The organism is Veillonellaceae bacterium, assembly GCA_012523975.1.
Lineage (GTDB): Bacteria > Bacillota > Negativicutes > JAAYSF01 > JAAYSF01 > JAAYSF01.
Window position 1 is genome coordinate 40130 of sequence record JAAYSF010000038.1, and the last position, 12762, is coordinate 52891.

A 12762-nucleotide genomic window follows, 5' to 3' on the forward strand; every position below is an offset into this window, starting at 1 on the left:
TCACGATTGTTTTATTTCGTGGGGGATTTTTTATTTATTGCGGTATTTATTTCCGCTTTTTCTTTCTTCTTATTTTCAGCGCAGATTGGGCACACCGGATTACTACTAACTAGTGTATTGCCCTTTACTAAGTATTGATGATCGCAGTTATTATCGAGAACAACAATATCATCGGAGTAACCGTGACTTAATTCATTGCTAATTATAGTAAAACGATCACTGTGTTTATTTTTGACTCTAATCTTCAAGTCTTCAAGAGTTGCTTTCCCGCGATTGCATCGAGGACACCTATTGCGTTTTTTACCGACAAAAAATGTTGGCCGTATCATCCATTCTCTTCCACATATGTTGTGCCTCATTAAAATAGGGGTGTCCCCATCTACGTATTCTCCAAGAACTGAATACTCATTGCCGACTTGATTCAATACTTTCTCTTTAAAAATATCTGCTTCCAAAACTTTATTTCTTGAATTACATTTAGGACATCTATTTCCGATATTGACAAAGTTAGAAGCTATGACTTCATATTCGTGACCACAAGTGTTGTGTCGCATCAGAATTTTTTTATAAGATTTAACATAATCACCAAGGACAGTATATTCGTTACCGACTAACTCATAAACTCTTTTTTTAAAAGATTCTGTCGTATATTTATTTGGTCTTACTTTTGCCATATTGTGAAGACTCCATTTCTCGCTGTTTGAAAGACATATTACGGAGCGAGAATAGGTGTTTTCACATTTTTTTATTATAAATAAAAATTTTTATTATATATTTTTTAACCTAGTCGTTTCAAAGTTTTTTTATTTATAAATGAAAATGTCTCAGATCGTCTCGGTATGTATTTGACTTTATTCATGATTGTAAGTAAAACTTTTAGCCCCCGGGTATCACTCAACGCAAAACAAATTATGGTCACGCGGACCTTAAACGTAGGAGAATAATTATGACTATTGCACAAATCAAAACTAAAGCTTTTCATCTTAAAAAGGCAGGTATTGTAGTTATTGAATTAATTGATGATCATGGCATAGAGGTATCATGCTTAATTAATAACACTAAACGTGTTATTGGTTATATCAAAGCTGAAGACAAGATTCAAGAAATGTTAGTATTGGCTGCTAATACTGTAGTGTCAGCTACTGGTACACAAACTGTTGTATGCACAGATGTATATAACAGAATGTTTAAGATGGTAAATCATCGCTTAGAAGATGATGCTATCTTTATGGATGTGCTTAAAAATGATGAATATAAAATTCATAGCAATGCCTTTAATTGTTAAGTCTTATGTGCACAAAAGATAAAAGAACAATACAAACTAGATGTCCTAAGCACGACAGTAATAAACTGCTTATTTTTTTATGCTCTGCTTCTGTAGCTATGTACTATCTAGGTATGGCTGCAGTATGGAGTGCATAAGCACTACTAAAAAAAGGGAAGGAGGTCAACTATGAATAAAAGAAAAACCGCCACTGTAGCAGCAGTGACGGTCATCCTTGTAATTCTAATTGTGTTGCTGTCTCTACACGGCACAGTTAGTATTACAATCTCCAATGTATCTGTCTATATAGGCAGATAGGCTGGAGCGTCTTGGAGGCGGACGTTAAACGCCTCTTTTCTTTTATTCTAATCTGCTAAAAATTAAAAGTCAAATTTTAAAGGAGAGATTGATTATGAATAACTTAGCTATTAACACCACTTCTAAAAAGGTTACTGTTTCTACTGAAAAAGGATTTAAGCTTCCTGGATCTGATAAGCGTTGGAAGCTAAGAAAAGACGCCCCTGTAAAGATCACGCTAGCAGTAGCCGCTGCCGGCGTTCTTTTATTAGGAGCGTCTCTTCCTGATTGTGATGTCACTAGCATCACTACTGGTCCAGTTACCTGGAATCCGCTTGGTAGATAAGAGCAACTTCAGTCTCTATTATACCATGTCCTGACATCACGGACAATAAACAAAAGATGCCGATGCGCCTAGATATAGGTAGCTGTGTAACTCAGCTTTAAAGCATCGTGTCGGCAATCAAACCGATGAAAATACATATAAGGAGCTGTCGTGCTATGAGTAACAAGAAAGAAAAGTTAGAACGTGCCCGTCAAGTAGTACGGGAAGCCCAAGAGTTAGTTATCAAGTTCAAAGACTTAGATAAGAAAGCAGTTAAATTGCTCGTGAAGTACAAGCAACGATCTAATGATTAAGCATTGTCACGATCTGGCCAAGCCAATGAACTTGTAATACTAAGTGGCAGCCAAAGGTAGTAGATAGATCTATTTTTAATAAGTAGATTTAAAACATGCAAACATCAGCGATTGTGGTATAATAATAATTAAGGAGTTGATCTTGATGGAAGAATTATTAAAAAAAATCATTCAACGTCTTGATAAGATGGAAGCACGGTTTGACGAAGTTAACACACGATTTGACAAAGTTAACACACGATTTGACGAAATCGAAGAGAATATGGCGACAAGGGCAGACATTGTTCGCCTTGAGAATAAGATGGACATGCATTTTGGTGCTTTGTATGATGCTAGAGAGGTTCAAGCAGATGTGAACGATCAAGTTCGTGATAGCCTGAATAGAATAGAAAAAAGATTAGATCGCGTTTCATTGCGGACCAATCATAATAGTGCAATAGTTGAGAAAATAGCAAAATAATTAATTTCTTATTTTAAGATCACGATTAAGTTCGTGGTCTTTTTTATTTTTTGTCCTTTGCATGGGACGTTAAAGAGCATGCATTGATGGCCTGTAGGGATGGCTAAAGTATCCTATAAATAATAAGAGACACCTGCTGCCAACAGGTGTCAAAAGGAGAATAATTATGACCAACACAGTCAACAACAATTCTCAAGTACAGGATATCAAAGAAAGAGCTTCTCGTCAAGCCAAAGCTCGTAAACTTTGGATGGCACGCGCTGCTAAACAAGGTAAAGTGTATACTACCAAAAGAATGCGTCGGGATCGCAAGGTAAGCACTATCTTAGAGCGGGCAACTTACGCAGGCAAGAAGATGGAACTGGTTTATTCGTCGATTATGATCGATTCCAAAACCGATTACAAAACTAAAGAGACTACTGTTACTGTAGTTTTCGGGGAGAGCAAGATGCCCCGGAATCGCATGGTAGAAAAGTTCGGTGAGGAACTCGCGTCCGCTACCGATGTTAAATTTGTTCGTGGAACATTGAGAGATGGTGTCTTCACCGGTGACGAAACTTTCGTTGTTCACAAAGCAAGTAATACCAGCATGCCTACAACTAAACTGTTCTCTGTTCAGTTTGGCGAGAATGCCGAGTATCTTGCTAATATGATAATTGGCGATGGTATCTGGTATCGCTTGTTTGGTAAGAAACCAATTATGATTTCCCGTGTTAAATACGGTAATGAAGAACTTTGGCTTGACGTATTAACTGGCAGACCTGCCGATAGACAAGATTATCAAGTGTCTTCATCAAATGGTTGGAGACATCTGAAGTTCTACTGCGCATCTCCATCTAATGTTCGTCTTACTACTTGCCTCATGATGGACGTTGCTGACGCCAAACAGACCGGAGGCTCACACTTATTACCAACCTAACTATTCATTCTAGCCAAAATATTTTACACCGGCCGCAAATAACTGCTGATCCTTACAACCCGGTACGTTTTTGGCAACATTAGCGCCAATCCGTTCAGAGTGGCCCATTTTACCTAAAATTCTGCCGTCAGGACTGGTTATTGCCTCAATCGCGCACATAGAGCCATTGGCATTATACTCAACATCATTGCTCGGGTTGCCATCAAGGTCAACATATTGAGCGGCAATTTGTCCGTTTCTGCTTAGCTGTTCAATAAGCTCAGCATCGGCCACAAATCGTCCCTCGCCATGCGAAAGAGCTATTGTATGAATATCACCAACATCTACATTGCTAAGCCAAGGCGAAAGATTTGATACTATTTTAGTCTGAGCCATGCATGATATGTGACGGCCAATCTTGTTATAGGTAAGAGTAGGGCTTTGACTTGAAAGATCGACAATTTCACCGTAAGGAACCAAACCAAGCTTGATGAGAGCCTGGAATCCGTTGCAAATCCCCAGCATCAGACCGTCCCGCTGTTTAAGCAGGTTGTCAATAGCCTCTTTAATTCGTGGGTTTCTAAACATGGTTGCAATAAACTTGCCGGAACCATCAGGTTCATCACCGGCACTAAACCCGCCCGGCAGCATAACAATCTGGGCTTGATTTATCTCGGCGGTGATCTTCTCGACAGATTCTTCAACGGCGCTTGCCGTTAAATTGCGCACAACCAGGGTGCTGACAGCCGCCCCAGCCTGTTCAAAGGCTTTTGCTGAATCATATTCGCAGTTTGTACCGGGGAAAACCGGGATGAATACCCGCGGCCTGGCGCATTTTATAGAAGACTTACTTGGTTGTGAGCGATAGTATGGCTTATAAGCCGGCTGCGGAACAACTTTTTCAGTTTGAGTCGGAAAAATTTTTTCAAGCGGCTGCTGCCAAGCAGCCAGCGCATCATCTAAGCTTATCGTACAATTATTTATTAATATGACCGGTTCAGATTGAGTTGTTCCAAGCAGGGTGTACTCAATGTCACCCAGCGTCTGGCCCAGGTCGATTTCTTGGCCAAGCTCAAGAATAATTGAGCCGTAATCAGCACTGAATAATTTATCGCAGGCAACGTCCTCTGCAAATTTCATGCCGATTCTATTGCCGAAACTCATCTTACTTACCGCAGCTGCAATACCGCCAGTCTTAACGGTGTGAGCGGCCAAAACCTTGCCCGCAGCAATCAGTTCGAAAATTTTGGCATAACCCAGCGACAGTTTATCAAAATTAGGCAGTTCATACTCGTCGCGTTCAAGCGGTATTAGCACAACCCTGCTGTCCGCTTTTTTAAATTCCGGTGAAATAATATGTTTGGCATTTGCTGTTGCTACAGCAAATGCTACCAGTGTAGGCGGCACATTCAGGTCCATAAAGGTTCCGGACATGCTGTCTTTACCGCCAATTGCCGGAATCCCCAGCTGCCGCTGAGCATGTAAAGCTCCCAACAAGGCGCCGAACGGCTTACCCCATTTCCTTTTATCCTGACCGAGCTTTTCAAAATATTCCTGGAGCGTCAAGCGAATTTTATGATAATCGCCGCCCATTGCCACAACCTTGGCCGCCGCCTCGACTACCGCATACACCGCACCATGGAAAGGGCTCCAGGTTGTTAATTTAGGATCGTACCCGTGGGTCATAATAGTAGCAGTAGTCGTTTCGCCCTTTAATACCGGAACCTTTGCCGCCATCCCCTCAGCCGGTGTTAATTGATGCTTGCCGCCGAACGGCATAATTACCGTGCCAGCTCCAATGCTGCTATCAAACCGCTCAATTAAGCCTTTTTGACTGCAAACATTAATATCCCGGAGATTAGCCAGCCAGGCTTTTTGCAGATCGTTGCCGTCAGCGAGTATTTCAGGGTTAACGCGGGAAAAGAAATTAGCAGTCGGTTCAGGCGCCGTTACATAGACGTCAGTTTGCTGTTTTACACCATTGGTATTGAGAAATTCACGGCTTAAATCAACAATATTTTTGTTGCGCCACATCATCTTAAGGCGTGGCTCAGCTGTAACCTCAGCGACAACTGTTGCCTCAAGATTTTCATCATCGGCTAAACTAATAAATCTTGCGACATTTTCAGCGGCAACGACAACTGACATTCGCTCCTGTGACTCCGAAATTGCTAGCTCCGTGCCGTCCAAACCTTCATATTTTTTTGGTATAACATCTAAATTTATTGCCACGCCATCGGTGAGTTCACCGATTGATACCGAGACACCGCCGGCCCCGAAATCGTTACAGCGTTTGATCATTCTGCTTGCTTCAGGGTTGCGGAACAGCCGCTGAATTTTCCGCTCAGTGGGCGGGTTGCCTTTTTGGACCTCTGAACCGCAGGATGCCAGCGATTCTTCAGTATGCTCTTTCGAAGAACCAGTTGCACCGCCGCAGCCATCCCGCCCTGTCCGACCGCCAACTAAGATTACAACATCTCCGGCTGCCGGCGCTTCCCTCACGACATTGGTCCGAGGCGCCGCAGCTACAACTGCTCCAATTTCCATGCGTTTGGCAATATAGCCTTCGTCATAGATCTCCGTAACATGTCCAGTGGCCAAACCAATTTGATTACCGTATGAACTATAACCGGAGGCAGCACCGATGGTTATCTTCCGCTGTGGCAGTTTGCCGGGCAAGGTATCTTCAACCTTGCGGCGCGGATCGCCACTGCCGGTAATCCGCATGGCCTGATAAACATACGACCGACCTGACAGCGGATCGCGAATACAGCCGCCAAGGCAGGTAGCTGCCCCGCCAAATGGTTCAATCTCGGTAGGATGATTATGAGTTTCATTTTTAAACATTATCAGCCATTCTTCACCATGACCGTCGATATCCACATCAACAACAATGCTGCAGGCGTTTATTTCATCAGACTCATCCAAATCACCCAGCTTGCCCTGTTTCTTTAGTTCTTTCATGCCGATTACAGCAATATCCATCAAGCAAATATCTTTGTGATGGGACGTGTAAATTTCGCGGCGAATATCGAGATATTCCTCATAAACCCGCTTGACCGGCTTAGTAAAATGCCCTTGTGCAACTTCGACATTGTTGATAACAGTATTAAAGGTGGTATGACGGCAATGATCCGACCAATAAGTATCAATTACGCGAATTTCAGTAATTGTCGGATCACGTTTTTCAGTCTCTTTAAAGTACTGCTGACAAAATTCAAAGTCGGCAAAACTCATGGCAAGGCTGAGGTCAGCATACAGCACCTTCAATTGATCAGTGGTTTTGTCGATAAATCCAGTTAATACTTCAACATTATCCGGAATCTCATGGCTTATCTCAAGGGTTGCCGGTTTAGCCAAAGCCGCCTCCCTTGCCTCGACAGGGTTGATACAGTAATTCTTAATCTTAATAATCTCCTGCTCGCTCATTACGCCGTACAGAATTATCACTTTTGCCGAGATGACATTCGGCCGGTCTTTTTGAGTAAGGATCTGGATACACTGAGCTGCTGAATCTGCCCGTTGGTCGTACTGACCGGGTAAATACTCAATAGCAAAGATGGCTGCATACTTGTCCACAGGCAGTTCTTCATCGTATACATTATCAACTGGGGGTTCAGCAAAAATGATATTACGGGCCTTATTATATTCCTCATTATCAAGACCGGCCACGTCATAGCGGTTTACAATCCGAACGCCGGTCAATCCTGCTATGCCAAGATTTTCTTTGAGATCAGCATATAAACTGCGAGCTTCAACATCAAACCCAGCTTTCTTTTCCACAAAAATGCGTCTAATAGTTTGCATATCACGGGCCTCCTCGATAGCGTCTTTTCTTTCATTTTAGTATAATAGCATTAATAATGACAATTAATAATACTAATGTCACACATAAGAGGTGCTTATAATGGATGTAAATTTCGAATTATACAAGGTTTTTTATTATGTTGCCGCCAAATTAAGCTTTTCCGACGCTGCCGCTAAGCTTTATATCTCCCAGTCAGCGGTTAGTCAATCCATCAAGCTGTTAGAGGAACAATTAGATACCAAACTCTTTATGCGCAATACTAAGCAGGTCAAGCTCACACCTGACGGTGAGCTTTTATATAAGCATGTCGAACAAGCCTTTAACTTTATTAAAACCGGTGAACGCAATTTGCAAGAGGTCCATTCGCTGGAACGCGGAGAAATTAGAATCGGAGCCAGCGATACCATCTGCCGCCACTACCTTTTACCTTATCTCAGACGCTATAACCAGCTTTATCCGCAAGTAAAAATCAGCATTACTAACCGGCCGTCCTCAAAATGCGCAGAACTGCTGCTAAAAGGACGCATTGATATTAGCATCGCCAATATTCCGGCCGTTAAACCCTCGAAAGGGCTAAATATTATTGAGCTTATCACAATCAACGACGTCTTTATCGCTGGTCCAGCTTATAAGCATTTGCAGAACAGCGAACTGTCACTTCAGGATATTACCGAATACCCAATATTAGCGCTTGAACCACACTCGGTAACACGGTCATATCTCGATAAGTTGTTTGAGCAAAATGAACTTCACATTACGCCGGAATTTGAATTAGGCAGTGTTGATCTGTTATTGGACTTAGTAAAAATCGGGTTAGGCATCTCGTTTGTCAGTAAGGAATTCATCCAAAAAGAACTGGCATTGGGTGAGATATTTATCCTTAAAGTCAACGCAGCCATTATGCCGCGCCGCTTAGGGATCCTAACTCTCAAACACATGCCAGTTCCTATTGCCGCTCAAAAATTTATTGAATTATTGCAAAACCAAATCCTTTAAACCCTAGGTATATTGCGACCGCTGAATATTTCAGCCATCTCCTTTTTCAGCCGCTGTTTGATTTTCTTTTTATCACTAGGGGTTAAATCGCGTTGTTCAGTGCCGAACAGATAATTATCGAGATCAAACTCTTTCAGGATCATTTTAGTGTGGAAGATATTTTCCTGATACATGTTAACATCGATCATGTGATAGAGCTCGCGAGTCCGTTGGGCAATAAAATTTTGAATAGAGTTTATTTTGTGATCAATAAAAAACTTGCGGCCCTTTACATCACGGGTAAAGCCGCGCACCCGATAGTCAGCAATTACAATATCGGAGCAAAAACTATTAATTAAAAAATTAAGCGCCTTTAACGGCGAAATTTCACCACAGGTTGATACATCTATATCAGCCCGAAAAGTACTGATACCTTTATAAGGATGACTTTCCGGATAGGTATGGACAGTAATGTGGCTCTTGTCAAGATGAGCAACTACGGCGTCAGAACAGGGCTCAATACCCTCTTCTGAAATGAGCATAGTAACACTGGCCCCCTGTGGCTCGTAATCCTGTTTTGCAATGTTGAGGATGTTTGCGCCGATCATGTGCGCAACTTCCTCAAGTATCCCCGTTAGGCGATCGGCGTCGTACTCTTCATCGATATATTCGATGTATTCCTTACGATGCTGCGGTGTAATTGCGTAACAAATGTCATACATATTAAAGCTCAGCGTCTTTGTCAAATTATTAAAACCATAGAGTTTTAGTTTGTCAATTTGTTTTATTTCCATCGGGTTCACCTTACTTATCTAAATCTTTTGGTAGAGTTCTCAACTTAATATTATTACTATAGTAATAAATGTTATTCTACAATGATTGACATTTACCTGCAACATGAAAATAGGTAAGAGCTGGCTAGATAAAAAAGGTTTTTGGTGGAAAACGTCGAAAATTTTTACAGTTATTGATTGTAATATCCTTGTTTAAATGGCGGAGGAATTATGCAAAAGATGTCTTTAGCCAACCTTCGGCCGGGAATGGTTGTTGGACGGCATATTTATGGCAGCGATGGTCGCCTGCTACTAAACACTGGAACGGTTTTGACTGAAGCCTTTATTAACCGGTTAAAAAAAAATGGCTTAGGCTCAATTTATATAAAAAACAGCTACCTTGATGATATCGAAATACCTGAGATTATCCAAGAAGAGACAAGAAAAAAAGCAGTCTCGCTTATGCAAAAATCCTTTGATGACCTCAAGTCAACTGCCTCCATCAAGATTGAGCAGTTTGAACAAGCTGCCAAAAGTATCGTTGATGAGGTTATAACAAATCGCCAGGCGCTGGTACACCTTACTGATATTAGAACATACGATAACTATACTTTTGGACACTCAGTGAATGTTTGCATTCTTTCAACAGTAACCGGGCTGCAGTTAGGCTACAGCAAGTCAAAGCTGCAAACTCTAGCGCTAGGTGCGCTCCTGCATGATGTCGGCAAAGCCTTCGTGCCACTTGAAATTCTAAATAAGCCTAGCCATCTAACCGATGATGAGATGGCGGTAATGCGCAAACATACCGAAACAGGTTTTAATGTTTTGCGCAAACAAATTGAGCAAATTCCGCTCCTTGCCGCCCATGTAGCTTTTCAGCATCACGAGAAGCAAAATGGCAGCGGCTATCCCCGTGGTCTAGACGGCGATCACATTCATGAATTTGCCAAAATCGTCTCAATCGCAGACGTTTATGACGCTGTAACAGCTGACCGCCCCTACCGCAGCTGCATGCCGGCCCATGATGCCTATGAGCTTGTCGTTGCCCTGTCGGATATCCATTTTGACCCTGATATTTTGACAACCTTCCTCGGTAATATTGCTCTATATCCGATTGGCAGTTTTATTGCCCTTAATTCCGGTGAAATTGGGGTTGTCACCAATGTTATCTCGAAACTTCCCACCCGGCCGATTGTTAAGGTCATAACCGATACTGATTGTAAATTGCTTGCCCAGCCTTACGAGTTAGATCTCACCGCCGAACTGACGATTGTCGTTGATTCGGTTTTGTCAGAAAAAGATCTCGTAGATTTGAAACTGGTATAAAAATATTCCTGCAGTACAGTAGGCTACAGCACTAGTTATTACCATTCAGAATATTGCAGCTTTACCGCTCGTTAAGCTTGAATTAATTTATCGGCTGTGCTAACATAATATTAGCTTAATATTAAAAGGCAATGATAGGGAAAATACATGAATTAGTCTTTCTTCAGAGAGCCGGGTAAGGTGCAAGCCGGCGGGAGGTTATCGTGTAGGCCGCCTTGGAGCCGCCAGCTGAAAACACGCATTTGCATGTTATAAGCTGAGCCGCAGCCTAGCGTTAATAGGAAGAGTGAGCCGTCGAGGCTAATTTAGGTGGTACCGCGGGTTTTTGTCCCGTCCTTTTCAAAGGACGGGACTTTTTATTTCGATTAATTTAAAGGAGGGTGTTAAATGAAAGAACTACTAGAACTTTTGGAACAAAATCATACTTTAACTACAAAACAGCTTGCTGCAATTTTGGGCAAGCCCGAAGAAGAGATAGTCGCCTCCATCAAGCAGCTCGAAGACGACAAAATAATTGTTAAGTATCAAACTATTATTAACTGGGAAAAAGCAGGTGCCAATATCGTCACTGCCCTCATCGAAGTCCGTATCACGCCGCAGCGTGAAGTAGGCTTTGATGCCATAGCCGAACGCATTTACAGATTCCCCGAAGTTCGCAGCTTGTATCTAATGTCTGGAACCTACGATTTACAGGTAATAGTCGAAGGCAGCACCCTCAAAGAGGTGGCTGAATTTGTTTCGACTAAACTGGCGACAATCGAAGGAGTTGTCAGCACTACCTCCAATTTCATGTTGAAGAAGTATAAAGAAGACGGAGTTATCATTGAAGATAAAGAAGAAGATCGCAGATTGGTGGTGTCACCATGAGCTTCAGTGATAAAATAGCGCCAACAGTAGCAGCAATGCCGACATCGGGCATTAGACGGTTTTTTGATATCGTTGCCGAAATGAAAGGCGTTGTATCACTGGGAGTAGGCGAACCCGATTTTGTTACCCCTTGGCACATTCGCGAAAGCTGTGTTTATGGCCTTCAGCGCGGTTATACCGCATATACATCAAACTACGGCCTGCTTGAACTAAGACAGGAAATCGCCAAGCTTTTTAAAAATCAATATAATGTAAGCTATGATCCGCGGCAAGAAATACTGGTTACAGTCGGCGTCAGTCAGGCTCTTGATTTGGCGATGCGCGCTATTCTTGCTCCGGGGGAAGAAGTACTAATTCCCGAGCCTTGTTATGTATCGTATAAAGCTTGTGTCACTTTAGCGGGCGGCACACCAGTACCCGTCCCAACTTATATTGAAAATGAATTCAGAGTCACTGTTGAACAGTTGGAAAAGCTCGTCAGTCCTAGAACCAAAGCATTATTAATCGGATATCCTAGTAATCCGACCGGGGCGATCCTAACCCGTACAGAGCTTGAGGCAATTGCCGACTTTGCTGTCAGACATGATCTTATTGTTATCTCTGACGAAATTTACGGTGATCTCACATATGAGGGGGATCATATATGTTTTTCCAGCTTGCCGGGAATGCGTGACCGCACTATCCTGCTTAACGGTTTCTCCAAAGCATATGCCATGACCGGCTGGCGAATCGGCTATGCTCTATCAAACCCGGATTTTATCGGTGCTATGACCAAGATTCATCAATACACAATGTTATGCGCTCCTGTAACGGCCCAAATTGCCGCTATTGAGGCCCTGCAAAACGGCGAAAGAAGCATGAAAAAGATGGTAGCCGAATACAATAGCCGCCGCCGCCTGATGCTTGAAGGCTTCCGTGGTATGGGACTGACCTGTTTCGAACCCAAAGGCGCCTTCTACATCTTCCCCAGTATTAAAAGCACCGGGCTTTCCTCACTTGAGTTCGCCGAACAGTTATTAAAAGACCAAAAAGTAGCTCTTGTCCCTGGCAATGCCTTTGGCGATTGCGGCGAAGGCTATGTCCGCTGCTCCTATGCCACCTCAACCGCCAACCTCCTCGAAGCCCTCGAACGCATTGAGAAATTTGTAAAGAAGCATCTATAAACCGCTCAGCCGTGCTTTTTTCTTGATAAAAAAGCACCAAAAAATCAAGGACCTATCCTACAGCGGCTTCCGTAATGTTCCGTAAGAGTATGACCGGGGTAACGCTTAAAAGGCCGGTTCGTTTAATCGATCCCCGTACTCCGTATCTTTCGGCCCATTATGGAAAAAACCGTTCCGAGGTTTTTGGAAGAGGGCCTGGCCTTTTTGGTTACCTTTTTTAGGCAATGCCAAAAAGTAACAACTACCTCATAGGCTAAGTAAATACCTCCATTTAAAAAGGCGCCCATATTGT

Annotated in this window: 12 protein-coding genes and 1 other annotated feature; of the genes, 9 read left to right on the forward strand and 3 right to left on the reverse strand. The window is 42.6% G+C overall.

Annotated features, from left to right (window positions below):
* Positions 1-11: 11 nt before the first annotated feature.
* Positions 12-674, reverse strand: coding sequence for a hypothetical protein (locus tag GX348_04925; protein ID NLP41531.1), 663 nt, complete (start codon positions 672-674; stop codon positions 12-14).
* Between the two features lie 272 nt (positions 675-946).
* Here GX348_04925 and GX348_04930 point away from each other — a divergent pair, with 272 nt between their 5' ends.
* From GX348_04930 to GX348_04950, 5 genes are all read left to right on the forward strand, one after another.
* Entirely contained in the window at positions 947-1285 is a 339-nt protein-coding gene (locus GX348_04930; GenBank protein ID NLP41532.1) for a hypothetical protein, read from the forward strand.
* A gap of 391 nt (positions 1286-1676) precedes the next feature.
* Entirely contained in the window at positions 1677-1907 is a 231-nt protein-coding gene (locus GX348_04935) for a hypothetical protein (GenBank protein ID NLP41533.1), read from the forward strand.
* Positions 1908-2062: 155 nt separating this feature from the next.
* A complete protein-coding gene (locus tag GX348_04940) occupies positions 2063-2200 on the forward strand; it encodes a hypothetical protein (protein ID NLP41534.1) in 138 nt (45 codons plus the stop codon).
* A 145-nt stretch (positions 2201-2345) separates the two neighbouring features.
* A complete protein-coding gene (locus tag GX348_04945) occupies positions 2346-2660 on the forward strand; it encodes a hypothetical protein (protein ID NLP41535.1) in 315 nt (104 codons plus the stop codon).
* Between the two features lie 166 nt (positions 2661-2826).
* Entirely contained in the window at positions 2827-3579 is a 753-nt protein-coding gene (locus tag GX348_04950; GenBank protein NLP41536.1) for a hypothetical protein, read from the forward strand.
* Positions 3580-3588: 9 nt separating this feature from the next.
* Here the strand turns inward: GX348_04950 and GX348_04955 are convergent, their stop codons facing one another.
* Positions 3589-7365, reverse strand: a complete 3777-nt coding sequence (locus GX348_04955) for a phosphoribosylformylglycinamidine synthase (GenBank protein NLP41537.1) — start codon at positions 7363-7365, stop codon at positions 3589-3591.
* 100 nt (positions 7366-7465) lie between these two features.
* On the opposite strand from GX348_04955, the gene GX348_04960 reads away from it, so the two are divergent.
* Positions 7466-8362 carry a LysR family transcriptional regulator gene (locus GX348_04960; GenBank protein ID NLP41538.1) on the forward strand — a complete coding sequence of 299 codons (897 nt, stop codon included), beginning with the start codon at positions 7466-7468 and terminating at the stop codon, positions 8360-8362.
* On the opposite strand, the gene speD is transcribed toward GX348_04960, so the two are convergent.
* A complete protein-coding gene (gene speD / locus GX348_04965) occupies positions 8359-9135 on the reverse strand; it encodes an adenosylmethionine decarboxylase (protein ID NLP41539.1) in 777 nt (258 codons plus the stop codon). The genes GX348_04960 and speD overlap by 4 nt on opposite strands.
* A 210-nt stretch (positions 9136-9345) precedes the next feature.
* Here speD and GX348_04970 point away from each other — a divergent pair, with 210 nt between their 5' ends.
* From GX348_04970 to GX348_04980, 3 genes are all read left to right on the forward strand, one after another.
* On the forward strand, positions 9346-10440 hold the full coding sequence (locus GX348_04970) for an HD-GYP domain-containing protein (GenBank protein ID NLP41540.1): 1095 nt from the start codon (positions 9346-9348) through the stop codon (positions 10438-10440).
* Between the two features lie 122 nt (positions 10441-10562).
* Positions 10563-10781: a binding site (T-box leader), on the forward strand.
* A gap of 46 nt (positions 10782-10827) precedes the next feature.
* Entirely contained in the window at positions 10828-11307 is a 480-nt protein-coding gene (locus GX348_04975; protein ID NLP41541.1) for an Lrp/AsnC family transcriptional regulator, read from the forward strand.
* Positions 11304-12470, forward strand: a complete 1167-nt coding sequence (locus GX348_04980; GenBank protein ID NLP41542.1) for an aminotransferase class I/II-fold pyridoxal phosphate-dependent enzyme — start codon at positions 11304-11306, stop codon at positions 12468-12470. Before GX348_04975 ends, GX348_04980 begins: the two co-directional genes overlap by 4 nt.
* The last annotated feature ends 292 nt before the right edge of the window (positions 12471-12762 follow it).

Excerpts from the sequence above, each read along its gene's own strand:
- GX348_04925 (NLP41531.1), bottom strand. The coding sequence starts at position 674 with ATGGCAAAAGTAAGACCAAATAAATATACGACAGAATCTTTTAAAAAA.
- GX348_04930 (NLP41532.1), top strand. The coding sequence starts at position 947 with ATGACTATTGCACAAATCAAAACTAAAGCTTTTCATCTTAAAAAGGCA.
- GX348_04935 (NLP41533.1), top strand. The coding sequence starts at position 1,677 with ATGAATAACTTAGCTATTAACACCACTTCTAAAAAGGTTACTGTTTCT.
- GX348_04940 (NLP41534.1), top strand. The coding sequence starts at position 2,063 with ATGAGTAACAAGAAAGAAAAGTTAGAACGTGCCCGTCAAGTAGTACGG.
- GX348_04945 (NLP41535.1), top strand. The coding sequence starts at position 2,346 with ATGGAAGAATTATTAAAAAAAATCATTCAACGTCTTGATAAGATGGAA.
- GX348_04950 (NLP41536.1), top strand. The coding sequence starts at position 2,827 with ATGACCAACACAGTCAACAACAATTCTCAAGTACAGGATATCAAAGAA.
- GX348_04955 (NLP41537.1), bottom strand. The coding sequence starts at position 7,365 with ATGCAAACTATTAGACGCATTTTTGTGGAAAAGAAAGCTGGGTTTGAT.
- GX348_04960 (NLP41538.1), top strand. The coding sequence starts at position 7,466 with ATGGATGTAAATTTCGAATTATACAAGGTTTTTTATTATGTTGCCGCC.
- speD (NLP41539.1), bottom strand. The coding sequence starts at position 9,135 with ATGGAAATAAAACAAATTGACAAACTAAAACTCTATGGTTTTAATAAT.
- GX348_04970 (NLP41540.1), top strand. The coding sequence starts at position 9,346 with ATGCAAAAGATGTCTTTAGCCAACCTTCGGCCGGGAATGGTTGTTGGA.
- GX348_04975 (NLP41541.1), top strand. The coding sequence starts at position 10,828 with ATGAAAGAACTACTAGAACTTTTGGAACAAAATCATACTTTAACTACA.
- GX348_04980 (NLP41542.1), top strand. The coding sequence starts at position 11,304 with ATGAGCTTCAGTGATAAAATAGCGCCAACAGTAGCAGCAATGCCGACA.